This window comes from Polaribacter dokdonensis, from assembly GCF_024362345.1.
Lineage (GTDB): Bacteria > Bacteroidota > Bacteroidia > Flavobacteriales > Flavobacteriaceae > Polaribacter > Polaribacter dokdonensis.
In genome coordinates, this window is record NZ_CP101505.1 from 2,128,031 (window position 1) to 2,154,663 (window position 26,633).

Below are 26,633 nucleotides of genomic sequence, written 5' to 3' on the forward strand. Positions count from 1 at the left end.
CTTCAAAATAGTATAATGTTCCACGAGGAACAATCCAATTTTTATGTCAAACAAAATCGACTTTTATAAAAACTTACAGCCTTATTTAGAATGTAAAGATTATACTGTTTCAGGTGAAGTTTATCAAGTTCAATTTAACAAAGAATTTGAGATGCTTGTAACAACTCCTGTTCCAAAAAACTTGGGAGATTATTACAAAAGCGAAAATTATATTTCACATACAGATGCAAAAGATTCGTTGTTTGATAAAGTATATCAATCTGTAAAAAACATCACTTTAAAAAGAAAGTTAAAGTTGATTAATTCTTTCAATACAACAACAAAAACCATTTTAGATGTTGGTGCAGGTACAGGTGATTTTTTAAAAGTTTGTAAGAATAATTCTTGGGAAGTTTTAGGAACTGAGCCTAATTTAGATGCAAGAAATATTGCAGAGCAAAAAGGTGTTTTATTACAAGAAGATTTATTAAAATTAACTACGAAAACATTTGATGTAATTACACTTTGGCATGTTTTAGAACATGTAGAAAATTTGCAAGACTATATAAAATCTTTAAAAGGTTTATTAAAAAGCAATGGAAGATTAATTGTAGCTGTTCCAAATTTTAAAAGTTATGATGCAAATTATTATAAAGATATTTGGGCTGCTTTTGATGTTCCAAGACATTTGTGGCATTTCTCTCAAACAACAATCGGAAAATTATTTCAAACAGAAAATATGATTGTAGAGAAAACACTACCTATGAAATTTGATTCTTATTATGTTTCATTATTAAGTGAAAAGTACAAGCATGGAAAAATGAAACCTGCTTCAGCTTTTTATAGAGGATTTCTCTCAAATAAGAAAGCAAATAAGACTGGTGAGTATTCTTCTCTAATTTATATTATCAAAGAAGGTAAATAATTGTTTTAAGCGGTCTTATTTTAATCTTTATTAGTAATTAAAGGAATATACACTTTAAAAATATAAAAACCTCTTAAAACGCATGTTTTAAGAGGTTTTTATATAGTTGTTGTTTATAGTAAAAAATTTTATTATAATTTTTAGCTATTTAGCAAGTATACACCTAAAAGGGTTACAATAAAATATACAGCTAAGCTCATTGCTCCTGCATAATCTTTTGCTAAACGTTGCCCTATCAATAAGAAAATTAAAACTACTGCACAAAGCTCTGTTCCTAATAAAGCAATTTCTTTTGCACCTGATGTATACAATTGATAAACGCCAAAAGCCATCAATAAACCAGCAATTATTTCTAACACTAAAATAATAGCTAATAATAATGGAACGCTATTTCTTAAAGGAGAATTTTTGAAATGATCTTTTATAAAAGAAACATTTCCATTCCAATCTAATAATTTGTCTATTCCTGATTGTAAAAAAGTTACTGTTAAAAATAATAGGACTAATACTTCTGTTGGATAGTTTGATAAAAAGTTCATGTATTTGTTTTTTAATTATTTAAAAGCTGCATCTATAGGTTCCCAAAGTTCAATTTTATTGCCTTCGTTATCTAAAATCCAACCAAATTTTCCATATTCAAATTCTTGCATTTCACCTACAATAGTAACTCCTTCTTTTTTTAACTCTTTTAAAAGTTCTACTAAATTTTCAACTCTATAATTAAACATAAAGTCTTTTTTAGAAGGTTCAAAATATTTGCTTTTTTCTGCAAAAGGGCTCCATTGAGTAGAACAATCATTTCCTTGTTTGTCTTTCCACCAAAAGGTAGATCCATAATCATCAGTATTGAAACCTAAATGTTTCTGATACCAATCTTTTGACGCTTTTGGATCTTCGCTTTTAAAAAATAGACCTCCAATTCCTGTTACTCTTTTCTTCATTTCTATTTCTTTTTAATGTTGTTTTCGTAAATCGCTATCCATTCTTTAACATCCATTTTTGTGCAAAGTTCTGCAATTAAATCAAAGGGAATTTCTTCAATTTTTTTAAATCGAATACAACTTTTGCCCATATCTAATTTGCGTTTACAATGTTTAGGATATTCTGACACAAACCAATCTAATAGCTCTTTTTTAGCATAAATACCTGAATGATAAAGATTTATAGAGTTTTTTTGAGATGCAATGTTTATGAATGGTAAAGGAGTATTTGGCTGACAATGATAACCATCTGGATATGTGGTTAATGGAACATAAAATCCAATCATTTTATAGAGCATACCTTCTTCAAAACCTGTAGGTAAATTATCAGCAATAGTTTTTGCTAATTTTTGAAATACTTGTTGTCTTTCTTGAGGTATTTGGGCTATGTATTCTTCAGGCGAATTTGCTTCGTAAGTCATGCTCTAAATTTTTGGTTGATGAATGGCTTAAGTTAGCAAAAATTATTTTTTATTTTATTTACTATAGTTTGTGCCAATTTTTGCTTGCTTTCAATGGTCCAACCAGCAACATGTGGAGATAAAATTACATTTTCTGCTTGAATCAAATAGTTAAAAGCTTCTGGCATGTTGTTGTTAGAAAATAGGTTTTCGAAAGATGATTTTTCGTATTCTAAAACATCTAATCCAGCACCTAAAACTTTACCACATTTTAAGGCAGTAACTAAGTCTTTGGTAACTACAGATGTTCCACGTGCAGTATTTATTAACCAGAAATCTTTCTTAAAATTATTAATAAATTCTTTGTTTATCATGTTTTTGGTAAGCTGAGTTTGTGGTGTATGTAAGCTTAGAACATCACTTTTATTTTGTAATTCTTGTAAGGAAACCTGGGTGCAATTGTCATCACCAACATTGGGTTTAATATCATAACAAAGTACTTCTACATCAAAACCTCTTAGTTTTTTGGCAAAAGATTTACCCATATTTCCATAGCCAATTAGGCCTACAGTTTTACCATCTAACTCTAAACCTCTATTGTCTTCACGCAACCATTTTCCTTGCCTAACTTCGTTATCAGCTTTGTTTAATTTATTAAATAAAGAAAGTAACATAGCTAAAGAGTGTTCACCAACTGCATTTCTATTACCTTCTGGAGCTGCAATTAGTTTTATTCTTTTACTTTCTGCATAATCACAATCTATATTCTCTAAACCAGCTCCTACTCTACCTATAAACTTTAGTTTTGTGCATTTGTTTAAAAACGTTTTATCAATCTTAAAACGACTTCTGATGATAAAACCATCATAATTTTGAATTTTAGCCTCTACTTCACTTTTTGATGAAGTATAATCTTCATCATTTATAAAACCTAAATCATTTAATTGATTGATAAGTAATGGGTGATTACTATCTAAGTGTAGAATTTTCATAAGGTTATTTTTTGTTGTTTAACCTGTGCTCTAGTTCTTTTATTCGTTCATTTTTATCTTTCAAATCCATTTTATAATAATATAAACTGGTAATTAAATAAACTACAACAAAAGCTTGCCTTATGCTACTATTGTCAGAAAACTGAACATCAAAAAATGTATCTAAAAGATAGAGAATTCCAAAAGCAATTAAAGAAATGTAAGAAATACACTTTAAAATAAGTTTAATATTGTTCTTCTTCATTTGGGAAATCTTTACTTTTTACATCAGCTATATATTGTTGAAATGCACCTGTCATTTCTTTATATAAATCTAAATATCTACGTAAAAACCTTGGGTTGAATTCGTGTGTCATACCAACCATATCATGAGTAACTAAAACTTGACCATCAACACCATTTCCTGCTCCAATACCTATTACAGGTATAGAAATTGCTTCTGCTACTTTTTGAGCTAATTTTGCTGGTACTTTTTCTAAAACTAAAGCAAAACAGCCAATTCTCTCTAACATTAGAGCATCTTCCATTAACTTTTCGGCTTCTTCTTCTTCTTTGGCTCTAACAGTGTATGTACCAAATTTATAAATAGATTGTGGAGTTAAACCTAAGTGACCCATTACAGGTATTCCAGCATTTAAAATTCGTTTTATAGATTCTTTAATTTCTTTACCACCTTCTAATTTTATAGAGTGACCACCACTCTCTTTCATAATTCGAATTGCAGAACGCAAAGCTTCTTTAGGGTCAGATTGATAACTACCAAATGGCAAATCTACAACTACTAAAGATCTTTCAATTGCTCTAACTACAGAGCTTGCATGATATATCATTTGATCTAAAGTAATTGGTAAAGTAGTCTCATGACCAGCCATAACATTAGAAGCAGAATCACCAACAAGTAAAACATCTACACCAGCATTATCTAATATTTTAGCCATGGTATAATCATATGCAGTTAACATAGAGATTTTCTCTCCATTGGCTTTCATTTCTACTAAAGATTTTACAGTAACTCTTTTGTACTGTTTTTTTGCTACAGACATAATATGTTTTTTGACGAGGGTAAAAGTAAGAAATAATCGCAGATTTTTAGGCCCTTAATACTTTCTATAATTTTATTGATATGCTTTTTTTGGTTAGATTTAACGATTCTAAATTTATTGATATGCAAAAAATTATTGTATTTATTATTGTTTTGGTATTCTCATTATCATTTCATGCTCAAGATAAATCAGCCGAAAATGATGTTAAAAAAGTAATTGAAACGTTCTTTGAAGGATTACACAAAGGAGATAGTACTTTAATGGCTTCTACCCTGCATAAAGACATTAAAATTCAGACTACTTCTAGCATGAGAGGTCCTAATGGTTTGTTACAAACAGATTCTAGAGCAAAATTGCTTACGGCTATTGCCAATAAAAATCCAGAACATGTATATTTAGAAAAATTACTCTCTTACACTATTAAAATTGATGAAAATATAGCCTCAGTTTGGACTCCTTATGAGTTTTACTTTAATAATAACTTTAGTCATTGTGGAGCAAATTCTTTTCAACTTTTTAAAGATGGTAACAATTGGAAAATTATTTATTTGGTAGATATGAGAAGAAGAGATAACTGCCAAGCTCTAAAAGAAAAAAAATAAGTTATATTTGATTTTTTCCTGAAACTAAGAATGTTACAAAATCAAAATACTTTAAACCCTAACAAATGGATAGATGAATATGCAGACTATCTATTTAACTATGCTGTAGTTCGCGTAAACAATAGCGATTTAGCAAAAGACTTAGTGCAAGACACCTTTTTTGCAGGGTTAAAATCTGCAAAGAACTTTCAAGGTAAAGCATCAGAAAGAACTTGGCTGGTATCTATTTTAAAACGAAAAGTAATAGACCACTATAGAAAAATAAATTCTAAAAAAGGTCAGGCAGAAGTTAGAATGAATTTTTACAATGATGGTGAAAATGAAGGTAATTGGTTAGAAGAGAGAGTACCTCAAGATTGGAATAATGCTTCAGAAAAAGCTATTGAAAACGAAGAACTTAAAAGCCAAATAGACGTTTGTATTGATAATTTACCAGAGAAATATGCTATGGTATTTAGAATGAAAACAATACAAGAATTCGAAACAGAAGAAATCTGTAAGGAGTTAGAGATAACTGCGTCCAATTTATGGGTAATTATCCATAGAGCTAGAACGCAATTAAGGAAATGTATGGAAGATAACTGGTTTAATAATTAAGAGATGTTTAAAAGATTAAATATAACTTGTGATGAAGCCACAAAAATTTGTGACAAAAATCAATATGGGGAGGCTACAATTTTAGAAAAGATAAAATTAAATCTTCATTTTTTGCGCTGTGAAATTTGTAAACTTTACACAAAACAAAACCTATTGTTAAGTGTTTTTTATAAGAAAAAAGCAGAGGATTGTAAGAAGATTCATCATTGTTTAACTTCGGAAGAAAAAGAGGTTTTAAAACAAAAATTGAAAGAGGTTAAGGCCTAAACTAAATACAGTTTTTAAACTGTAATTTTTAAGGATTAAATAGAAACGGATTTTTTATAGAAATATAAAGTCCGTTTTTTTATTTTTGATAAAAATTTAAGCATGCATTTCCTACCAGAAAAATTAGATGATTATGTTGTAGAACATTCGCAACAAGAACCAAAAATTCTAAAAGAATTAAGTAGAGAAACTTGGCAAAAGGTATTGAATCCTAGAATGTTAAGTGGTGCTTATCAAGGAAGGTTACTGTCTATTTTATCAAAATTAATAAACCCAAAACATATTTTAGAGATAGGAACATATACAGGTTATTCTGCTTTGTGTTTGGCAGAAGGTTTACAAAAAGAAGGCACAATAATCACTTTAGATAAAAATGAAGAACTAGAAACACTTCAAAATAAATATTTCGAAAAATCAGGTTATAGAAATCAGATTGTACAAAAAGTTGGTAATGCCTTAGATATTATACCAACCATTGAAGAAAAGTTCGATTTGGTTTTTATTGATGCAGATAAATCTAACTACTCCAATTACTTTCATTTGATAATCGATAAAATGAAACCAGGAGGCATTATTTTATCTGATAATGTACTTTGGAGTGGAAAAGTCATAGAAAAACTAGATCCTAAAGATAATGACACCAAAGAATTGTTGGCTTATAATAAATTATTAAATACAGATAATAGAATAGAAACAGTGCTGCTACCTATTAGAGATGGATTAACGATAAGTAGAGTAAAAAAGTAGATAAATATTATCTATTTCTTTTAATTGGGCCAGTAAAGTCATCTAACTTATCCTTAACCCCATTAACTTCTTTAGTAATGTCTTTGGTAACATCTAAGTCTAAATCATTTAATTTAGCACTTTCGTTAATTTCTTTTTTAATGTCATTAGTAGCATCTTTAACTTGACGAATTCCCTTACCTAAACCTCTTGCGATTTCAGGAATTTTATCTGCACCAAAGACCATAACTACAATTAACATAATTACAAAAACTTCTGGAGTACCAATAAACAGAAAATGTGTGCTTAACATAGTGCAAAGATAAAGTTAATTCTAATAAATAATTTGTTATGCAAGCCAAAATTTTAGTTTTTAACGCTTATTTAATATTCTGATTGTTAAATAATTGCAAAACTTTGTATAATTAAAAACCTGTAAATCAATGGTTTGTAAATTTATTTTTCCAAAATGGAATATTTTTCTAATGTTCGTTCCGTTTTTATCAAAATTATTATTTAACTTTGTTGCTTTAACCCTTAAACCCCTTAAGATGAAACCCCTAAGAAAAGTTGCAGCGCTAGCTGTATTGCTTGTTGGTATATTTGCTTTTAGTAAAGCAGAAATGTCTTCAGAAAAACTAAGCCTTAATTTAGATAATATTAACGTAATTGAAACCTTATCCAAACAACAGTTTGAGTGTAGGCCTACTTCTGATTTTATGTTTTATGTAGAAACTGATCTTGTAAAAAAGATTCGTGGTGCAAATAATGTAAATGCTAAGGTTTATATTTTAGATAAAGTTTCAGGTAGAAAAGCCTTATTAGCTGATGAGAACGTTCAAATTAAAAAGTTTGAAGGTGCAATTGAGTTAAAAGATCATAGTGCATCTACTAATTTTAAAAGTTCATTGATTAAAAATGGCGATTTAATAATTGGTAATGCAGAAGTAGCTCCTTACACTTTTAATGAGTTAATTCAGTATGAGTCTATTTACAACAGTTATTTAAACTCAACGAATAAATTACTTAGATTAAAGAGGTCTATCTAACAGTATATTACCCCTAACCCCTAGAATCTAAAACCTAAAAGCTATATGCTTTTAGGTTTTATTTTTTTTATATTTACAGCAATGATAGATTTAAGCGTAAAAGAAATTTATACCATTGTTGGGCTTTTAATGTTGATATTAGCAGCATTTAGTTATTCTCAAAACAAAAAACTTACGTTGGTTTGTGGTATTTCAGGTGCTTATTTAGTGCTGAACTACTTTCTACCTAAAAATTTATTTTTTGATATTGTTTCTTTTCTAGTAATAATCTTTCCTTTCGTTTATGCTAGAGTTTATAAGAAGAGTCTTTTAGATTAAATGCTATTGGAAATTTAATTTTGCTTGTCTATCATACATTACAATACTACCAGCTACAGAAACATTTAAGCTTAATTCAGATTTAAATTTTACCAAATGATGCGATTTTTCAATTGCTAATTTAGATAACCCATGATCTTCTGCACCAAGTAAATACACACAACGTTTTGGATGTTTAAATGTTTCTAATTGAACAGATTTTTCATCTAATTCCACACCAACTAACATGGCTCCTTTTGGTAAATTATTAAAGAAATCATCGAAGTTTTCATAATGGAAATAAGGCATTGCACCAGTTGCTTTATGCGTATCACAAGCTTGTTTTGCATATCTATTACCAATGGTAAAAATAAAACTTGCACCCATATTTTGGGCAGATCTCCAAAGAACGCCTAAGTTTTCAGGTGTTTTTCCATTTTGAATTCCAATACCAAAGAAGCCTTGTTCTAAATTGTTTACCATTTTCTTTAATTTACAATTGTTTTAGAATAAGCATACTTTGAATAATATAATAGTCGCATGTTTTTAATAATGTTAAAATTAGTCAATTATTTTAAGGTTATAGGTATAATTTAAAGTAGATATTATCAAACATATATAAAATTAATCTCCCTTTTTTGGGGAGGCCTCTCCCCATTTATGAGGAGAAATAAATTTCCCCATAAATGGGGATTGACTCATATTCTTTTAATTCACGTTTTTGTGTTGTTAGTTTTAAACCTATAACTTTTAAACATTTTTTCGTTTTAAAATAACTAAAGAAACTAATAATTCTCCTCCAATATCCCCCGAAAAATTAGTGAACTAAAAATTGTGGTTAAAATTATTTTTTACTGCTAATTCTGAAATATATTAATACAGGTTAAAATAAATAGAGACTTACCATCTTCTGTCAAAATATGTGAAAGCTATAAAAAGACATTAAAAATATTTAAGACGAGTTTACATTCTGAAAATCGAAAGAGTAAGTATAATTAATCGAAGAGCAAATGAAATTAAAAAAAAATAACTACCTTAAAAAATCAATATTATTAATTTTTTTATTGATTATTGTAGTTAGCTGTGAAAAAGAAAATAATGATAGTTATAACCAGCTAAATCATTGGCTTATGGAGGGATGTTTCAAGTTGACCCAAGTGGTAAAATTGTCACGGAGATAGATACTTTTAAAGAGTTAGTTCCCAATGCAAGCGATAGGCAAGCTATAGCTGATTTAATGTTTAATGAAAATAAAGGAAATAAAGATGCTAAAGGAACAAAATGTGATTAAACTTTTATTAACATTAAGCTTTTTTTGTTTATCATTTAAACTTTACTGCCAACAAGAAATTGATGGAAAATACAGTAGTTTAATGTTAAACCAAGAGCATTACAACTACTTTGACTTTAATAAAAATGGAATATTTGAATATCATGCAGGTGCAGACTTAGGAGAGATTGAATTTGGTAAAGGTCATTATCAAATAAAAAATGACAGCTTGATTCTTAATTATGATTTAACAAAATTGAATAAAGAAAGTTATTTTAAAACAAAAAAATTTTATAACTCAAATGATTCAATAAAAATAAATTTAAAAATTTATAACCTTAACAAAGAACCCCTATCTAACATAATGGTGTATTCATTTCCTACCTATAGTGCTACACAGTCAAATAAAAAAGGAACAGCATCATTAAAATTAAAAAAACAAAGACATAAAGACAAAATTAAACTTTATGTAAAGGAAATGTTTCTGGCAAAACAAGTTATGTATTTAGACGGAGATTCTAATTACAATATTGATGTTTTTATGAATAAATCTGTGGAACAATTTGGTCATCCTAAAGCAATCAAAAATCAAATTATAAAATATAAAATAATTGAACATGCTGAAGATTTCATAAAAATTAAAAAAGAAAATCGAGTTATAAAGTTAATCAGACAATCCAAATAAATACAAACCACAACCACGTATATAAAAAATAGCAGTTAAGTGCAAAATTCAAAATTTGTGCTTTTCTGCTATCTCTATTTCTTAACCTAGAATAATAGCTTTTTTATTCTGCTACATTTCATATACACATATATTACTTTTTAACTAACATTCGCTTAATTTCATTCAGCTTCATTAAAGCTTCAATAGGTGTTAATGTATCAATGTTTGTAGATAAAATTTCGTCTCTTAAATTTTCTAATAAAGGATCATCTAACTGAAAAAAGCTGAGTTGCATTTCTTCATGTTGCGTTTGTTTTAACACCTCTTTTACTTCATCGTTTTTATTATTTTTTTCTAATTGAGCTAGTATTTTATTCGCTCTATGAATCACCATATTTGGCATTCCTGCTAATTTGGCAACGTGAATACCAAAACTGTGATTAGAACCACCAGAAACTAATTTACGCAAGAAAATAATATTGTCTTCCAACTCTTTTACAGACACATTAAAGTTTTTAATGCGTTCAAAAGTGGTGGTCATTTCATTTAATTCGTGATAATGTGTGGCAAATAATGTTTTTGCTCTTGATGGATGTTCGTGCAAGAACTCAGAAATGGCCCAAGCAATAGAAATACCATCATAAGTAGAAGTTCCTCTACCAATTTCATCTAATAAAATTAAACTGCGCTCAGAAACGTTATTTAAGATAGATGCAGTTTCGTTCATTTCTACCATAAAAGTAGATTCGCCCATAGAAATATTATCACTAGCACCAACTCTTGTAAAAATTTTATCTACAATTCCGATTTTTGCATTTTGAGCAGGCACATAACAACCCATTTGTGCTAATAAAACAATTAAAGCAGTTTGTCTTAAAATGGCTGATTTACCAGACATATTTGGCCCAGTAATCATAATAATTTGTTGCTGATTTCTGTTTAAAACAACATCATTGGCAATATAGGTTTGATCTATTGGTAACTGTTTTTCAATAACAGGATGCCTACCGTTTTTAATCTCTAAATCTGTACTTTCATCTATAATTGGACGCACGTAATTATTATCTACAGCCAAAACAGAAAAGGATAACAAACAATCTATTTTTGCAATAATCTGTGCATTTTCTTGCACAATATCTACAAACTGAATGATGTATTGCAATAACTTAGAGAAAATTTCTTGCTCGAATTTTGCAATCTTTTCTTCAGCACCTAAAATTTTGGTTTCGTATTCTTTAAGTTCTTCAGTAATGTATCTTTCAGCAGAAACTAACGTCTGTTTTCTAATCCATTGTTCAGGAACTTTATCTTTATGCGTATTTCTAACCTCTATGTAATAACCAAAAACATTGTTGAAAGCAATTTTTAAACTTGTAATTCCTGTAGCTTCAGTTTCGCGAGCTAACATATCATCTAAAAACTGTTTTCCTGATGAAGAAATTGCACGTAAATCGTCTAATTCTTGAAGCACATTATTTGCAATTGCATTCCCTTTATTGATGTTTACAGGAGCATCATCAAACAAAGTTTCAGAAATTTTAGTGATTAAATCTTCACAAGTGTGTAGCTGTTTTCCTAAATTCTTAACTGCTTTATTTTTACTCTTTTCAGCTTCAATTTTTATCGGTAAAATTGCTTTTAAAGAGTCTTTTAACAGTACTATTTCTCTAGGTGAAGCTTTGCCTGTAGCCACTTTAGAAATGAGTCTTTCTAAATCTGAAATTTGTTTTAGTTGATAGGTTACATTTTTAGAAAACTCATCTGAATCTATAAAAAACTTTACGAGTTCATGACGATTTTTAATTTCATCAATATTTTTTAAAGGTAAAGCCAGCCAGCGTTTTAACAATCGTCCACCCATAGGTGAAATGGTTTTATCGATTACATCTAAAAGCGTAACTGCATTTAAAGAATTTGGGTTGTATAATTCTAAATTACGAACTGTAAAACGATCCATCCAAACATAATTGTCTTCTGCAATTCTGCTGATATTTTGAATGTGTTTTAACTGATTGTGTTGTGTTTCTGACAAATAATATAACACTGCACCAGCTGCAATAATTCCATTTTTTAAATCTTGAACGCCAAAACCTTTAAGTGTTTTTACATCAAAATGATTTTGTAAAGTTTCGTTGGCGTATTCTTTTTGATACACCCAATCATCTAGGTAAAATGTGTAGTATCTGTTTTCAAAAAGCTCTAAAAATTGTTGCTTGTTTTGTTTTTGTACCAAAACTTCGCTTGGATTAAAGTTCTGCAACAATTTGTCAATATATTCTGCAGTTCCTTGTGCAACCAAATACTCACCAGTAGAAACGTCTAAAAAGGAAATTCCTAATTGTTTTTTATCAAAATGTACAGCCGCTAAAAAGTTGTTGCTTTTGCTTTGTAAAACTTCATCATTTAAAGAAACTCCAGGAGTAACCAATTCTGTAACACCACGTTTTACAATGGTTTTGGTCATTTTTGGGTCTTCTAATTGATCACAAATGGCAACACGCATACCTGCTTTTACCAACTTTGGTAAATACGTATTTAAAGAATGATGAGGAAAACCAGCTAAAGCTGTTTCAGAATCTGAACCTGCACCTCTTTTAGTTAATGTAATGCCTAAAACTTGCGCTGCTTTTTTAGCATCTTCACCAAAGGTTTCATAGAAATCTCCAACACGAAAAAGCAACATAGCATCAGGATATTTAGTCTTGATGGTATTGTATTGTTTCATTAAAGGCGTAACCTTTTTCGCTTTTGATTTTGCCAAGTTTTTGGAAATTTTCAATTAGTTTTGCGAAGGTAAAAATTAGTAGGCAGTTTACAGTAGCAGTTTGCTTTGAACTTATTCACAAGATATGAGGAAATTAAAAAATAACGAATTAGGTAGAATTTCGGTTGATGAATTTAAAGCAGTTGAAAAAACACCTATCATTGTGGTTTTAGATAATGTGCGAAGCTTAAATAATATTGGCTCTGTTTTTAGAACTAGTGATGCTTTTTTGATAGAAAAAATTTATTTATGTGGTATTTCTGCAACTCCACCAAATAAAGACATTCATAAAACTGCTTTAGGAGCAACAGAATCTGTAGATTGGGAATATGTAGAAGAGACTTTAGATATTATCAAAAAATTAAAGGCAGATAATGTAAAGGTACTTTCTATAGAGCAAGCTGAAAACTCTACAAAACTAGATACGTTTTTGCCAAAAAATGATGAAAAGTATGCAATTGTGATGGGTAATGAGGTAAAAGGTGTGCAGCAAGAGGTAATAAATGCTAGTGATTTTTGTATTGAAATTCCACAATTGGGCACCAAACACTCTCTAAATATTTCTGTAACTACAGGTGTTGTTATTTGGGATTTATTTACAAAAATTAGAAGTTTATAAGCAATATTTCTTGGCTTAAGAATTGAAATTGGCAAACAAGTTTAGCCCAGATTGAATGGCGTGTTTGAGCTCTTTTTGTTTTTACAAAAAAGCGAGTAATGAAAGTTGGAAATAGCTTCTAATAAAATTAAAAACCTAAAACAAGTTGAGCAATTGTAAAGTAAATAAGAATACCCAAAATATCGTTACTTGTTGTAATAAATGGGCCAGTTGCTAATGCAGGATCTACACCTCTTTTTGCTAAAATAATGGGAATAAATGTACCAATAATTGAGGCAATAACTATTACTGAAATAAGAGAAGCTGCTACTGTAATTCCTAAATTTAAAGGAAAACCAAGAAATAACATTCCTGCAGACATTAAAAGAGCAGCCAACACAAAACCATTTAATAACCCTTGTAAAATTTCTTTTAAAAGACGTTTAAAAAGCGATCCTTTAAGGCTATCATTAGCTAAACCTTGTACTATAATTGCAGAAGATTGTACACCAACATTACCAGCCATTGCTGCAATTAGTGGTGTAAAAAAGAAAAGTTCTGGATATTGATCCATAGCACTATCAAAACTACCTAAAACAGACACTGAAATAAAGCCACCAAAAAGTGCCAAAATTAACCAAGGTAAACGTGCTTTTGTTATTTCCCAAATGCTGTCATTAACTTCTACATCTTGAGAGAAACCTGCAGCCATTTGGTAATCTTTATCTGCTTCGTCTCTAATTACATCTACAATATCATCAATAGTAATTCTACCCAAAAGCACATTATTATCATCTACAACAGGTATGGCTTCTAAATCGTATTTTGCCATAATTTTTGCAATTTCTTCATCATCTTCAGATACGTTTACTGCATCTACTTTGTGTTTAGAAATTTCAGCAATTTTCTGGTCTGATTTTGCAATAATTAGGTCTTTTAAAGAAAGTCTACCAACGAGTTTTTCTTCTTTATCTACTACATAAATAGAGTGTACTCTTGTTACTTCTTTGGCTTGACCACGAATTCTACGCATGCAACCTGCAACTGTCCAAGTTTCGTAAACTTTTACCAATTCTTTGGCCATTAAAGCACCTGCAGTGTTTTCTTCGTAAGATAAAAGTTCTTTAATGTCTGCTGCTAGCTCATCATCTTCTAAGGCATTAATTACCCTATTTTGACGCTCAACAGATAACTCACCAATAATATCTGCAGCATCATCTGAGTCCATCTCTCCTACTTCATCTGCAATTTCTTGGGCAGATAAATTTTGAAGTATTTTTTCACGAATGTCTTCATCTAATTCAGTAAGAATTTCTGAAGTTTTTTCGCTATCTAAAAGTTTAATGATGTAAATAGCCTCATCAAAATTTACTTCATCTAAAACCTCAGCAATATCTGCAAAGTGAACCTCAGCAAATAAAGCAGTAATTTCTTTAGATTTATCTAATGCTATTAATTCTGATAGGTTATCTAAGAAGTCGTCTGAAATATCAAATGGCATTATTTGCTATTTTTTGCGTGAGTGAAATAAATTCTTGAACAGACAATTGTTCTGGTCTTCTCGCAAATATAGGGTCTTCTTTTAAAGAATCCGAAAGTTTAAAGGTTTTTAAACTAGATCTTAGCATTTTTCTTCGCTGATTGAATGCCGTTTTTACTACTCTAAAAAATAGTTTTTCATCTACAGGTAAACTGTAATCTTCTTTTCTAATAAGTCTAATTACTCCAGAATCTACTTTTGGTGGAGGATTAAAAACAGTTGGTGGTACTGTAAATAAATATTCTACATCATAAAAAGCCTGAGTTAACACAGATAGAATTCCGTAAACTTTAGAACCTTCTTTTTCTGCAATTCTTTTGGCAACCTCTTTTTGAAACATTCCTGCAAATTCTGGTACAAAGTCTCTGTTTTCAATTGCTTTAAAAACAATTTGGGTAGAGATATTGTAAGGAAAATTACCAATAATAGCTACTTGTTCTTTATTAAAAAGAGTTTGTAAATCTTTCTTTAAAAAATCGCCTTCTATGATATTAAATTTATCTGAAGTGGTATTTAAATTTAGATGCTCTATTGGAAACACATCTTTTAAATACGCTACAGATTCTCTGTCTAATTCTAAAACTGTGGTTTTAGGTTTTTTCTGTAATAAGTATTTGGTTAAAACACCCATTCCTGGCCCAATTTCTAATACATGATTGTACCCATTTTCGGTTAAAGCATCTGCAATATTTTTTGCAATACTTTCATCTGTTAAGAAATGTTGGCCTAAGTGTTTTTTTGCTTTTACAGACATATTTTAGTTGCTCATTGCTGTTGGGTAGAATTCTTTTATCAATTTTAATTCGGTTCTAAATGCTAATATTTTATCGCCAAATTTTTGCATAGTTTCTATACGCAAAGCTTCTGCATCTTCTGAGTAATAATCTTCTAAATCGTCTTTAGTTTCTGCAGTATATTGCACTGAATAAGATTTACCACCCATTTGTTCTTCTACCATAATCTGCGTAAATTTTGCAGATATAAATTTACCTGTATTTAAGACATCTAAAATGTGAGTTTCCATCCAAGTTAACCATTCTTCATGAACAGCATCATCTACATTTATAGTTACGTTGTATATGTACATTTTATTTTTTTTAAAGGTTATCTCCTCTTAATTTTCTGAATTTTTTTCTAGCTTCTACTAAATAAATACTAGAAGGATGGTCAAAGATAATTTTTTGATAGAACTCTTTGGCTTTTTCTACATCATTTAACTGATAATTGTAGGTTTCTGCCATTAAAAAGTAAATATCGTCTACTAAAAAGCCTTGATTGTCTGCTGCAATAATTTTTTCTAAACTCGAAATTGATTCTAAATATTGGCCTTCTTTAATTCGCAATTTGGCCTGTAGAAAAAGAGCATCATCATAAATTACTTCTCCAGGCACTAAACCATTTGCAAATAAATCTTTAGATGCAAATAAATTCTCTATTACCTCTAAACCTTCTTTGTTTTTATTTTGATAGGATAACAATTCTGCTTGCGCTAGTTGCTTTAAACCAGATGGAATAGAATCTACAGGTTCATTATCTGTTATTCTTAAAAACAAATCTACAGCATCATTAGCTATAAGTTGTGTTGTAGAGCTTTTTAATACTTTTAATTGTGCTTTTGCCCAAGTAAAATCTCCTTTAAAATAACTAGTTTGTGCTACTTTAAAACGTGCTTCTTGTGCTAATTCAGACCCTTTTAATTGTGTTTGAATTTGAGAAAAGTAAATTAATGCTTTGTTGAATTTACCCCTAAAAACTAATACATCACCTAATTTTAATTTGATGTTTCCTTTTTCGAATTTAGAGTTGGCATAGGTTAATGCTTCTTCTAAAACTTTTGTAGCTTGTAGAGGTTCGTTTTTACTAAAGGTTAAATAGTCTGCATAGGTTACTTGCAGGTCAATTGTTTGTTGATTTTTACCAAATTCAGTAAATAATTGTTGAAATAAGTTTTCGGTTTCTGAGCTTTTGGTTGCTACAGCAATTTTTGCGATGTAAACATTGGCATCAATCTTCTCTTCTTCTAAAAATGCATTTTCATTAACAAATTGAAAACATTGGCTTGCAGCTCCATAATCTGCGTTATCGAATGCAATTTTACCTAAATTGAAGATTTCTGCTAAATCACCATTATTTCTTTGATACAATGCTTTTTCTTGAATAAACGCTTTGTTGTAATCTTTTTGTTGTGCAAATAGCCAGCTTAAAAGTATATTCCATTCGTTCTTAGGATTACTTGCAGCCTTTCTTAAAAGAGTCTTTCTAAAAACAATGTTAGTTTCATTTTCAGCATCATCTGTAATGTATCTGCTTGCATATCTTTGAACTAAATCTAAATATGAATCATTTTTATCTAGTAAATTTATATACGATTCAAACATTTTTTGATACTCCCCTTTTTCTCCATAAATCTGTGCAATTTGAAAATTGTAGTTTACATTGGGGTTTTTTTGCATCGCTTTTTCATAAGCTAAAATTGCATAATCTAAGAGATTATAATCTTTAAAAAGTCTACCAATAATTCCTCCATAATTGGCAAATTCTTCTAGTGAGTTTATGGCTTTGTCATAATTAACCTGAGCCAATTCTTTTAATTGCTGCCTTTGGTAATTATAGCCTAACAAAACATACAAATAATTATGTGTTGTATTTTTCTTGATTCTATTTTTTAATAGATTTTCTGCAGTACTAAATTTATCTGTTTCTTGGTAACAAGAAATTAAGCGTGTTAAATAAGTAGTATTGAATGAACTTTTCTGATAAAGCTTTTCAAAAATTTGAGTTGCTTTTTCATATTCTCCTTGTCTGTAGTAGGTTTCTGCTAAATAAAAACTATTCTGATCTTCACTTTGAGCGAAAGATAAACAGCTAGTAAACAGAAAAAAAGCTAGGAAAAATTGTTTCATACTTTTCAAAGATAATCAACATAAATGTTAATTTTTTATTAAACAAACCTTATTTAGATGAATTGTTTGTAACATTTTGGCACGAAAGTTGTCTATATGATAAATAACTAAACTATTAAGATTATGAAAGATCTAACTAACAAATACGAAAACGCAAAATCTAGCTCAATAGAGTTTATGAAAAACGGACAAATAAGTGCTTATTTAAACTCGCTTTTAGAGATGAATAAATACAAAAGATTAATGGTAGCAATTACTGCTAATTAATCATATCAAAACCAGTATAAGGAATCAAGACTTCCGGAACTTGAATTCCATCTTCTGTTTGATAATTCTCTAAAATACCAGCCAAAACACGTGGTAAAGCCAAAGAGCTTCCATTTAACGTGTGTGCTAATTCGCTTTTACCTTCCTTATTTTTAAAACGTAGTTTTAATCTATTAGCTTGAAACGTTTCGAAGTTAGATGCAGAACTAATTTCTAACCACCTGTCTTGAGCAGTAGAAAACAATTCAAAATCGAACGTTAATGCAGAAGTAAAACCTGTATCTCCACCACACAAACGTAAAATTCTATAAGGTAATTTAAGTTCTCTTAAAATATCTTTAATATGTTCAACCATACCATCTAAAGCTTTGTAAGAATTCTCTGGATGTTCTACTCTTACAATTTCTACTTTATCAAACTGATGTAATCTGTTTAAACCACGAACATGAGCACCATAACTTCCAGCTTCTCGTCTAAAACAAGGTGTGTAGCCAGTTAAGGTGATAGGAAAATCTGATTCTTGTACTAAATCTCCACGAAAAATATTAGTAATTGGCACTTCTGCAGTAGGAATTAAATACAAATCATCTACAGTAGAATGATACATTTGCCCATCTTTATCTGGCAATTGCCCAGTTGCAGTTGCAGATGCAGTATTTACCAAATGTGGTACTTGTACTTCTGTATAACCAGCAGCAGTATTTTTATCTAAAAAATAATTGATTAAAGCACGTTGTAATCTTGCACCTTTTCCTTTGTATACAGGAAAACCAGCACCAGAAATTTTTGTGCCCAATTCAAAATCGATAATGTCGTATTTTTTTGCTAGCTCCCAATGAGGAAGTGCATTATCTCCTAAATTTGGTATAGAACCTTCACTAAAAATATTCTCATTATCTTCTTCAGAAGTTCCTGCTTTTACAGAAGCATGAGGCACATTTGGTATTTGATATAAAAGTTGATCTAATTCATCAGAAAATTGAGATAGTTTTTCAGATAGTTCTTTAGAACTTTCTTTTAACTGCCCAGTTTTTTCTTTTAAAACATTCGCTTCTTGTGCTTTTCCACTTTTATATAAATTTCCAATTTCTTTGGATAGTTTATTAGATTCTGCTAATGTATTATCAAGAGTAACCTGAGTTGCTCTTCTGTTTTCATCTGCAGTTAAAACTTGTTCAATAATTGTTTCAGCATCAGCAAAATTACGTTTTGCTAAACCTTCTAAAACTTTGGTTTTGTTTTCTCTAATAAACTGTACTTGTAACATTTTTTCGATGTTTTATAAGCCGCAAATATACATGAAGATTAAGACTTTGGCAATCTACTTTTAGAGATTGTTTTTAATGTAATCTCTAGCAATTAATTCGTCTTTTTTAAGTTGATCAATAAGTAATTCTAAAGAATCAAACTTCTGTTCATCTCTTAAAAAATAAAGTAGTTCTATGGTTAAATTTTGGTGATATAGATTTTTGTTAAAATCAAAAAAATGTACCTCTATAGTTTGATGATTTCCATTTATAGTAGGTCTGTTTCCTATATTCATCATTCCAAATACTATTTCTTCAGCTATTAAAGATTTTACTACGTAAACACCAGTTTTTGGTATTAATTTGTAACTTTCTTTAACATCTATGTTGGCTGTTGGATAGCCAATTTTACCCCCTAACTTTTTTCCATTTACAACATTACCATTTAGCATAAAGTTATATCCTAAATAATTATTTGCTGTTTTTAGGTTTCCTGAATGTAAAGCAAGTCTAATTTTGGTAGAGCTTACAGAAACATCATCTATATCTTGTGCAGGTATTTCTTCTACTTTAAAATCGTATAAATGGCTGTACTCTGTTAATTGAGTTATGTTACCTTCTCTGTTTTTACCAAAATGATGGTCATACCCAATAATCAACTTAGAAATATTTAACTGATTTACTAAAATATCTCTTACAAATTCTAGTGCTGTTGTTCTAGAAAACTCTCTACTAAAAGGATGAATAATAAGATAATCTAAACCTGTTTTTTCTAATAATTTTGCTCTTTCTTCGATTGTATTTATCAATTCTATAGAAACATCTTTCTGTAAAACCATCCTTGGATGAGGAAAAAACGTAAGTAAAACCGATTTTTTTTTGGATTTTTTAGCTTCAGAAACTAGTTTTTCGATAATTTTTTGATGCCCAAAATGAACACCATCAAAAGTACCAATTGTTACAAAAGTTTTCTCTTCTGAAGAAAAGCTAGAAGTTTTTTGAAAAATTTTCAAGAAAATACTGTTTTACACTACAAATGTACAATATCTAGAAATTAAAAAAAGATTTTTAGGTTATGATTTTAGACTAATTATATACTAATTAAACTAAGGGATAATTGTTAAAATGATAAATTTTATAATCAATTATTCTGAAATTCAAAAAAAATTGTATTTTGCGTATAAGTTAACAAACAATTCAAATTATGATAAAAAAGACTTTACTCTTGGTATTTATAGCTTTTGCTAGTTTATCAATGGGTGCACAAACCACTATTACTGGTGTAGTTAAAGATGCTAAAACAGGTGAAACACTTCCTGGTGCAAACATTAAAATTTCAAGAAAAGCAGTTGGTACAAATACCGATTTTGATGGGAAATTTGTTTTAACAACAACAGATGTGCCTCCTTTTACATTAGAAATATCAATGTTAGGGTTTAAAACAGAAAAGGTAGAAATAACTAAAAACAATCAAGAAGTTGCTGTTTCACTTACAGAAAATGAAACTTCTTTAGATGAAATTGTAGTATCTGCCTCTAGAACTCCAGAACGTATTATGGAGTCTCCAGTTACAGTAGAAAGAATGGATACTAGAGCCATAAAGAATACTTCTGCTCCTTCATTTTATGATGGTTTAGAAAATTTAAAAGGTGTAGATATTAATACCAACAGTTTAACATTTAAGTCTGTAAACACACGTGGTTTTGCAACATTTGCAAATACACGTTTTATGCAGTTAGTTGATGGTATGGACAACTCATCTCCAGCTTTAAACTTTGCTATTGGTAACTTACTTGGTATGTCTGAACTAGATGTTAAAACAGTAGAGTTATTACCTGGAGCATCGTCTGCATTATATGGAGCTAACGCTTTTAATGGTATTATGTTTATGACAAGTAAAAGTCCTTTTGACGATCAAGGAATTAGCGTTTCTGTTAAAGGAGGTATTACAAGTCAAGAAGCAGCAGGTAACAATGAGTTTTATGATATGAACATTAGAATGGCTTACGCATTTTCAGATAAATTTGCTGCAAAAGCCACTTTAGCTTATTTAGATGGTACAGAATGGTTTGCTACTGATTATAGAAACAACAGAGAAGGTACTTCTTTAGAGGGAGATTATATTGCAGGAACAAGAGAAACAGATAGAAACTATGATGGTTTAAACATTTATGGTGATGAGGTTTCAACAAACATAAGAGGTGTAGCTCAAACTTTAGAAAGTTTAGGCATTATACCTAATGGAGCTTCTGCATTAATTCCTAGTGAAAACATTAGTAGAACAGGTTATGAAGAAAGAGACTTAATGAGTTATGAAGCTAAAAGTGTAAAGTTTGGTGGTTCTTTAAACTACAGACCTTTTGGTGATGATCGTTTAGAAATTATTTGGAACTCAAAGTTTGGAGTTGGTAATACTATTTATCAAGGTACAAACAGATATAACATTCAAGATTTTTACTTAGCACAACACAAATTAGAATTTAGAGGTAAAAACTTCTTTGTAAGAGGTTATGTAACTAACGAAGATGCAGGTAATTCTTACGATACTCGTTTTGCTGCAATTAACATCAACAGAGCTTGGAAAGATGACAACACCTGGTTTGGAGAGTATGTAGGTGCATACTTACAAGGTACTTTAGGTGGTTTAAACTCAGACCAAGCACATGCTATTGCAAGACAAACTGCAGAAACAGGAAGATTTGAGCCAGGAACTCCAGAGTTCCAAGCAGCTTTTGATAGAGTAACTTCAGACCCAGATTTAGTAACTGGATCTAAGTTCCAAGATCAAACAAAATTATATCATGGAGATGTTAACTATAACTTCCAAGACGTTATTGATTGGGCAGAATTTCAAGTAGGTGGTTCTTACAGAAGATATTCATTAAATTCTAATGGAAGCATTTTTACTGATTATGATGGGCCAATTGATTATGATGAATATGGTGTTTATACACAAATGCAAAAGAAATTTTTAGAAGATGATCGTTTAAAATTCACAGCTTCTATTCGTTATGATAAAGCTCAAAATTTTGATGGAAACTTTTCTCCAAGAGTTTCTTTGGCATATGCAGGAGGTGAAAATAAAAACCAAAACTTTAGAGCCTCTTTTCAAACAGGTTTTAGAAACCCAACAACACAAGATCAATACATTGGTTTAAATGCAGGTAGAGCATACTTAGTAGGTTCTGCACCAGACAATTTAGATAGATACCAAACTCAGCCATTATTAGTTAGTGGATTTGGACAAGGTATTTTAGGCACAGCTACAACAACAGTTTCAGGTAGAGCAGCTTATGAAAACTCATTTGCAGCATCATCTGTTACTGCAGGAGCACCAGTTGCTGCAAACGTACCTTTAGTTGCACCAGAAAAAGTAACTGCTTATGAAGTTGGTTATAGAGGCTTAGTAAATGCAGGATCACAAAGAATAACAGTAGATTTAAGTGCATATTATAACAGCTATGAAGATTTTATTGCTGGTAAAAACGTAATTACTCCTTTTTATGGAACTGTAGGTGATAACTCATTATCATTAGCTGCATTACAAAATGGAGATTTTACAGTATTTCAAACGTATACTAATTCTGCTGCAGATATTAATTCTTATGGAGCATCTATAGGTTTAAATACAAAAATTCTTAATGGATTTGATTTAGGATTAAACTATACTTATGCAAAGTTTGATTTTGATAGAGCTTCAGATCCAGATTTCGAACCAAGTTTTAATACACCAGAGCACAAAGTAAAACTACAATTTGGAAAACCAGACTTATTTGAAAACTTCGGATTCAACATTAACTTAAGATGGCAAGATGAGTATTTATGGGAGTCTACTTTTATGGATGCTACAATTGAAGGAAGAACAGTTTTAGATGCACAAATCAATTATTCAATACCTAGTATTAAATCTGTATTCAAATTAGGTGGTGCTAACTTAACAGGACAAGAGTATTTAAGTGCGCCAGGAGTTGGTGCAATAGGTTCTCAGTACTACCTATCATGGACAATAAATAACTAATAATAATTAAAATATTTTATGAAAAATTATAAATATATATCACTTTTTTTACTGTCATTAGGGCTTATTTCTTGTGATGTAAATAATGAATTAGATGAGATTCAAGCTGAACCTGTAGAACAGGTAGAATTGAATACAAATGGATTAGATTTTTCTTCTTATGTTTCTGTAGGAGCTTCTTTTACAGCAGGTTTTACAGATAATGCGTTATTTATTGCAGCACAGGAAAATTCTTTTCCAAATATATTAGCTGGTAAATTTGGTGCAAATTTTGCTCAACCTTTAATGAGTGATAATATTGGTGGATTATTGTTTGCAGGTAATGTAATACAAGGACCAAGATTGTTTTTTAATGGAGCAGGGCCAGCTGCTCTGCCAGCAACGCCTACCACAGAAGTAACTACTTCTGTAGCAGGAAATTTAAACAACTATGGTATTCCAGGTGCAAAAAGTTTTCACTTTGTGGCTTCAGGATATGGAAATGTTCAGGGTGTACCACTAGGTTTAGCTAATCCATACTATGCAAGAATGGCATCAAGTGCTACTGCAACAGTATTAGGAGATGCAATGGCTCAATCACCAACGTTTTTTACATTATCAGAAATTGGCGGTAATGATGTTTTAGGTTATGCAACATCTGGAGGTTCAGGAGTTGATCAAACTGGAAATTTTGATCCAACCACATATGGAGGTTCAGATATTACAGATCCTAATGTGTTTGCACAAGTATTTACAACAATGGTTTCCACTTTAACATCTGGAGGAGCAAAAGGAGTTGTGGCAAACGTACCATATATTACAGATTTATCACATTTTACTACTGTACCTTATAATCCAATTCCTTTAGATGCTGGCACAGCTGCTGCTGTTAATGGAGGATATGCTGCTTATAATGGTGGTATTCAACAAGCCTTTGGAGTGCTAGTTCAGTTAGGTGTATTTACACAAGATCAAGCAGATGCTGAAATAGCAAAAAGAACTATCTCATTTTCAGCGGGTCAAAATGCAGTAGTAATCGTTGATGAAGATTTGACAGATTTAGGTGCAATTAATCCAGCTTTTGCAGGAATACCTCAGTATAGACAGGCTACTGCTGATGATTTATTAGTTTTACCAGGTTCAGCTTTTATAGGTACACTTGCAGATCCTAATAATCCTTTATCTGTAAATGGTGTTGGAGTTCCATTAGATGATAAATGGGTAGTTACACCAGAAGAGCAACTAGCTATTAAAACTGCTACAGATGCTTACAATGCAACAATAGAAGCAACAGCTGCAGCTAACGCAAATATTGCTTTAGTAGATTTTAAAGCAGTTTTGGCTGAGGCTTCAACTGGAATTATGTTTGATAATTATACATTAAATACTAGTTTAGTTACAGGAGGTTTAGTTAGTTTAGATGGTGTGCATTTAACAGCTAGAGGTTATGCTTTAATGGCTAATAAAATTATGGCTGCTATGGATGCAGAGTTTGGTACTAACTTTACTTCAGCTACTGGAGGGTTAGCGGTTGCTGGAGATTATCCTACAAATTATTCGCCAGTACTTAGATAGTATACTATTTTTAAAAATATTAGGGGGTTGAAAACGTTGTGTTTCAGCCCCTTTGTTATTTTCTTTAATTTATTTTAAAAAAAGTATTTGCAGGGTTCATAAAACTTATTATATTTGCACCTCTCTAATAATATTTTAGAGGATGTTCATTAAAAATAAGACTGCGAAAGTAGCTCAGGGGTAGAGCATCACCTTGCCAAGGTGAGGGTCGCGGGTTCAAATCCCGTCTTTCGCTCTAAACCATATAAAATTTCCATGCTGAAGTGGTGGAATTGGTAGACACGCTGGACTTAAAATCCAGTGAGCAGTAATGCTCGTATGGGTTCAAGTCCCATCTTCAGTACAAGAACCGTAACATTTATGTTACGGTTTTTTTGTGCTCAAAACTTTCCTAAATTTTATAAGTAAATTCTTAAAATGTTTAGGAATATAGTTATAGTTGAATGCTTTTCTGTTATTTACTTTATTAACAACAAAATATATTTGTAGTCCTAATTTTTTTGAATAGATGAAAAGTTTTGATGCTATAAATTCTTTAAAAAATATAACTCTTAAAATTGATGGAGACTTTATAGAAAATGCAAGTGGAGGTTTTCTAACCTTTAAAAATAAACATGGAAAAGGAAATGCAAAGGCCTTTAAATTGTTTTCAGGTTTAGAGGTCCTATCTTTTAATCTATTAACTTCAGAGGCTATTTATATTGAAAATATTTTTAAGAATAAAAACTGCTTACATTTTATTTTCTGTATCGAGGGTTTTCTATCTCATTATTCGAATTTAGATAAAGAGAAAAAAAATATTCATAGACTTCAAAATGTTATTATAGGAAACAATAAAAATAAATCGAGTTGTATCGTTATTCCTGCAAACACTAAAGTAAAGTTTACGATTATCACTGTTTTACATGTAAATAATGAACCAAGATACCAAAGCCAATTATCTAATTTACTTTCTAATTTAATGACAAATGTTAGTAATACAGAAAACTATACTTATTTTGGAGAAATTTCTAATAGAACTACACCTTTTGTAGAGACAATAATTGACACAAACCTATCTGGTTTGGCCAATAGATTATTGAATGAGGCAGCTGTTTTAAAAACGCTTTCTTCTCAATATTCTAGTAGAGGTAATAATATTAAAAGTGTAGAGAATAAAAATCCCTTATCAAAAACAGATACTCTAGAAATAATTAAGTTAAGTGATTATATTTCTCAAAATCTCCACGAAACTATTCCTTTAAAGAAATTAACGTCTATAAGTGGGCTAAATCAAAAAAAGATTCAGAAAGGGTTCCAATACTTTTTTGATGAAACCGTAAATAAATTTACAACTAACCTTAGAATATTAAAGGCTAAAGAGTATTTAGAAGAGACTGATTATTCCATTTCAGAAATTGTGTATAAGATAGGTTTGAATAGTAGAAGCTACTTCTCTAAAATTTTTAAAGAGAAATATGGTCTAATTCCTAAAGATTACAAAAAGTTTCATCATTTATCAAACCCTACATTTCAACTTTCATATTACTCAGAAGCTGCAGAAGGTACTACTAAGAAAGATTTAATTAGCATTTTAGAGGCTTCTAAGAAGAATAATTTAGAGTATGGTATTTCAGGTTGTTTAATTTATTACAAAGCATCTTTTTATCAGATTTTAGAAGGTCCTAAGAACGAAATTTTAAACCTAATTGAAGTTATTAAGAAAGATAGCAGAAACAAAAACCTAAATATTATTTTTCAAGGAATGAAATCTGGAAGAATTTTTGGAGAATGGAACATGGCATTAATTCAAGATGATTTTGCAAGTATAGAAGCCAATAGAGAGTTGGATATAATTCCTGTAGAGTTTCTACCAATGACAGATATTAAAAATCCTTTAGCCAATAAATACCTATGGGAAAAGGCTAGAAATTACTTAATCGTAAACCAAGAAGTAGATAAATAATT

Annotated in this window: 29 protein-coding genes and 2 tRNA genes; 16 read left to right on the forward strand and 15 right to left on the reverse strand. The window is 30.2% G+C overall.

Annotation, left to right across the window (positions count from 1 at the left end; all coding sequences use genetic code 11):
- Positions 1-43: 43 nt before the first annotated feature.
- Positions 44-904 carry a class I SAM-dependent methyltransferase gene (locus LPB302_RS09410; protein ID WP_053973784.1) on the forward strand — a complete coding sequence of 287 codons (861 nt, stop codon included), beginning with the start codon at positions 44-46 and terminating at the stop codon, positions 902-904.
- Positions 905-1,044: 140 nt separating this feature from the next.
- On the opposite strand, the gene LPB302_RS09415 is transcribed toward LPB302_RS09410, so the two are convergent.
- From LPB302_RS09415 to panB, 6 genes are read right to left on the reverse strand one after another with little or no spacing between them, the layout of a single operon-like run.
- Entirely contained in the window at positions 1,045-1,443 is a 399-nt protein-coding gene (locus LPB302_RS09415; RefSeq protein ID WP_053973783.1) for a DoxX family membrane protein, read from the reverse strand.
- A gap of 15 nt (positions 1,444-1,458) precedes the next feature.
- Positions 1,459-1,845, reverse strand: a complete 387-nt coding sequence (locus LPB302_RS09420; RefSeq protein ID WP_053973782.1) for a VOC family protein — start codon at positions 1,843-1,845, stop codon at positions 1,459-1,461.
- A gap of 2 nt (positions 1,846-1,847) precedes the next feature.
- Entirely contained in the window at positions 1,848-2,306 is a 459-nt protein-coding gene (locus LPB302_RS09425) for a DUF1801 domain-containing protein (RefSeq protein ID WP_053973781.1), read from the reverse strand.
- Between the two features lie 32 nt (positions 2,307-2,338).
- Entirely contained in the window at positions 2,339-3,277 is a 939-nt protein-coding gene (locus LPB302_RS09430) for a 2-hydroxyacid dehydrogenase (protein WP_053973780.1), read from the reverse strand.
- Between the two features lie 4 nt (positions 3,278-3,281).
- Positions 3,282-3,521, reverse strand: coding sequence for a hypothetical protein (locus LPB302_RS09435; RefSeq protein WP_053973779.1), 240 nt, complete (start codon positions 3,519-3,521; stop codon positions 3,282-3,284).
- Positions 3,502-4,320 (reverse strand): 3-methyl-2-oxobutanoate hydroxymethyltransferase, encoded by an 819-nt coding sequence (gene panB, locus LPB302_RS09440; RefSeq protein WP_015481520.1) that lies wholly within the window; start codon positions 4,318-4,320, stop codon positions 3,502-3,504. Before panB ends, LPB302_RS09435 begins: the two co-directional genes overlap by 20 nt.
- Positions 4,321-4,442: 122 nt before the next feature.
- On the opposite strand from panB, the gene LPB302_RS09445 reads away from it, so the two are divergent.
- The 4 genes from LPB302_RS09445 to LPB302_RS09460 all read left to right on the forward strand — a co-directional run bounded on the left by LPB302_RS09445 (position 4,443) and on the right by LPB302_RS09460 (position 6,533).
- A complete protein-coding gene (locus LPB302_RS09445; RefSeq protein WP_053975304.1) occupies positions 4,443-4,922 on the forward strand; it encodes a nuclear transport factor 2 family protein in 480 nt (159 codons plus the stop codon).
- 30 nt (positions 4,923-4,952) lie between these two features.
- Positions 4,953-5,519, forward strand: a complete 567-nt coding sequence (locus LPB302_RS09450) for a sigma-70 family RNA polymerase sigma factor (RefSeq protein WP_053973778.1) — start codon at positions 4,953-4,955, stop codon at positions 5,517-5,519.
- Positions 5,520-5,522: 3 nt separating this feature from the next.
- Positions 5,523-5,786: a hypothetical protein gene (locus LPB302_RS09455; protein ID WP_053973777.1), complete on the forward strand. Its 264-nt coding sequence runs from the start codon at positions 5,523-5,525 to the stop codon at positions 5,784-5,786.
- Positions 5,787-5,888: 102 nt separating this feature from the next.
- Positions 5,889-6,533, forward strand: a complete 645-nt coding sequence (locus tag LPB302_RS09460; protein WP_053973776.1) for an O-methyltransferase — start codon at positions 5,889-5,891, stop codon at positions 6,531-6,533.
- 7 nt (positions 6,534-6,540) lie between these two features.
- On the opposite strand, the gene LPB302_RS09465 is transcribed toward LPB302_RS09460, so the two are convergent.
- Complete coding sequence (locus LPB302_RS09465; RefSeq protein WP_053973775.1) at positions 6,541-6,825, reverse strand: Sec-independent protein translocase subunit TatA/TatB; 285 nt, start codon at positions 6,823-6,825, stop codon at positions 6,541-6,543.
- A gap of 238 nt (positions 6,826-7,063) precedes the next feature.
- Here LPB302_RS09465 and LPB302_RS09470 point away from each other — a divergent pair, with 238 nt between their 5' ends.
- Entirely contained in the window at positions 7,064-7,561 is a 498-nt protein-coding gene (locus LPB302_RS09470) for a thioredoxin domain-containing protein (protein WP_053973774.1), read from the forward strand.
- A 45-nt stretch (positions 7,562-7,606) separates the two neighbouring features.
- Positions 7,607-7,879, forward strand: a complete 273-nt coding sequence (locus tag LPB302_RS09475) for a hypothetical protein (protein ID WP_053973773.1) — start codon at positions 7,607-7,609, stop codon at positions 7,877-7,879.
- Between the two features lie 3 nt (positions 7,880-7,882).
- On the opposite strand, the gene LPB302_RS09480 is transcribed toward LPB302_RS09475, so the two are convergent.
- Entirely contained in the window at positions 7,883-8,341 is a 459-nt protein-coding gene (locus LPB302_RS09480; RefSeq protein ID WP_053973772.1) for an RNA methyltransferase, read from the reverse strand.
- Between the two features lie 640 nt (positions 8,342-8,981).
- Between LPB302_RS09480 and LPB302_RS09485 the strand changes: the two genes are divergently transcribed.
- The gene (locus tag LPB302_RS09485; protein WP_157593839.1) at positions 8,982-9,149 is read left to right on the forward strand and encodes a hypothetical protein; all 168 of its coding nucleotides are present in this window, start codon (positions 8,982-8,984) and stop codon (positions 9,147-9,149) included.
- Complete coding sequence (locus tag LPB302_RS09490) at positions 9,124-9,813, forward strand: hypothetical protein (RefSeq protein WP_053973771.1); 690 nt, start codon at positions 9,124-9,126, stop codon at positions 9,811-9,813. Before LPB302_RS09485 ends, LPB302_RS09490 begins: the two co-directional genes overlap by 26 nt.
- Positions 9,814-9,946: 133 nt before the next feature.
- Here LPB302_RS09490 and mutS read toward each other — a convergent pair whose 3' ends face one another.
- Entirely contained in the window at positions 9,947-12,520 is a 2,574-nt protein-coding gene (gene mutS / locus LPB302_RS09495) for a DNA mismatch repair protein MutS (protein WP_422903161.1), read from the reverse strand.
- A 124-nt stretch (positions 12,521-12,644) separates the two neighbouring features.
- On the opposite strand from mutS, the gene LPB302_RS09500 reads away from it, so the two are divergent.
- Positions 12,645-13,178 (forward strand): RNA methyltransferase, encoded by a 534-nt coding sequence (locus LPB302_RS09500; RefSeq protein ID WP_053973769.1) that lies wholly within the window; start codon positions 12,645-12,647, stop codon positions 13,176-13,178.
- 127 nt (positions 13,179-13,305) lie between these two features.
- Here LPB302_RS09500 and mgtE read toward each other — a convergent pair whose 3' ends face one another.
- Genes mgtE through LPB302_RS09520 form a run of 4 tightly spaced genes read right to left on the reverse strand, consistent with a single transcriptional unit; the run spans position 13,306 to position 17,600 of the window.
- On the reverse strand, positions 13,306-14,658 hold the full coding sequence (gene mgtE / locus LPB302_RS09505) for a magnesium transporter (RefSeq protein ID WP_053973768.1): 1,353 nt from the start codon (positions 14,656-14,658) through the stop codon (positions 13,306-13,308).
- Complete coding sequence (gene rsmA / locus LPB302_RS09510; protein WP_053973767.1) at positions 14,648-15,451, reverse strand: 16S rRNA (adenine(1518)-N(6)/adenine(1519)-N(6))-dimethyltransferase RsmA; 804 nt, start codon at positions 15,449-15,451, stop codon at positions 14,648-14,650. Before rsmA ends, mgtE begins: the two co-directional genes overlap by 11 nt.
- A 3-nt stretch (positions 15,452-15,454) precedes the next feature.
- Positions 15,455-15,784, reverse strand: coding sequence for a DUF4286 family protein (locus LPB302_RS09515; RefSeq protein ID WP_053973766.1), 330 nt, complete (start codon positions 15,782-15,784; stop codon positions 15,455-15,457).
- A 10-nt stretch (positions 15,785-15,794) separates the two neighbouring features.
- Complete coding sequence (locus LPB302_RS09520; RefSeq protein WP_053973765.1) at positions 15,795-17,600, reverse strand: tetratricopeptide repeat protein; 1,806 nt, start codon at positions 17,598-17,600, stop codon at positions 15,795-15,797.
- Positions 17,601-17,723: 123 nt separating this feature from the next.
- On the opposite strand from LPB302_RS09520, the gene LPB302_RS09525 reads away from it, so the two are divergent.
- The gene (locus tag LPB302_RS09525) at positions 17,724-17,867 is read left to right on the forward strand and encodes a hypothetical protein (RefSeq protein ID WP_015481535.1); all 144 of its coding nucleotides are present in this window, start codon (positions 17,724-17,726) and stop codon (positions 17,865-17,867) included.
- Here LPB302_RS09525 and serS read toward each other — a convergent pair.
- Both serS and LPB302_RS09535 read right to left on the reverse strand, forming a co-directional pair.
- A complete protein-coding gene (serS, locus tag LPB302_RS09530; protein WP_053973764.1) occupies positions 17,860-19,134 on the reverse strand; it encodes a serine--tRNA ligase in 1,275 nt (424 codons plus the stop codon). The two genes, LPB302_RS09525 and serS, sit on opposite strands and share 8 nt — an antisense overlap.
- Positions 19,135-19,194: 60 nt before the next feature.
- Positions 19,195-20,127 (reverse strand): bifunctional riboflavin kinase/FAD synthetase, encoded by a 933-nt coding sequence (locus LPB302_RS09535; RefSeq protein WP_053973763.1) that lies wholly within the window; start codon positions 20,125-20,127, stop codon positions 19,195-19,197.
- Between the two features lie 191 nt (positions 20,128-20,318).
- Between LPB302_RS09535 and LPB302_RS09540 the strand changes: the two genes are divergently transcribed.
- The 5 genes from LPB302_RS09540 (at position 20,319) to LPB302_RS09560 (ending at position 26,631) form a co-directional block, all read left to right on the forward strand.
- Positions 20,319-23,132, forward strand: coding sequence for a TonB-dependent receptor (locus tag LPB302_RS09540; RefSeq protein WP_053973762.1), 2,814 nt, complete (start codon positions 20,319-20,321; stop codon positions 23,130-23,132).
- 18 nt (positions 23,133-23,150) lie between these two features.
- Complete coding sequence (locus LPB302_RS09545) at positions 23,151-24,686, forward strand: hypothetical protein (protein WP_053973761.1); 1,536 nt, start codon at positions 23,151-23,153, stop codon at positions 24,684-24,686.
- Positions 24,687-24,849: 163 nt separating this feature from the next.
- A tRNA-Gly gene (locus LPB302_RS09550) sits at positions 24,850-24,921 on the forward strand.
- A gap of 22 nt (positions 24,922-24,943) precedes the next feature.
- Positions 24,944-25,029 (forward strand) — tRNA-Leu (locus LPB302_RS09555).
- 165 nt (positions 25,030-25,194) lie between these two features.
- Positions 25,195-26,631: a BLUF domain-containing protein gene (locus LPB302_RS09560; RefSeq protein WP_053973760.1), complete on the forward strand. Its 1,437-nt coding sequence runs from the start codon at positions 25,195-25,197 to the stop codon at positions 26,629-26,631.
- Positions 26,632-26,633: the final 2 nt, after the last annotated feature.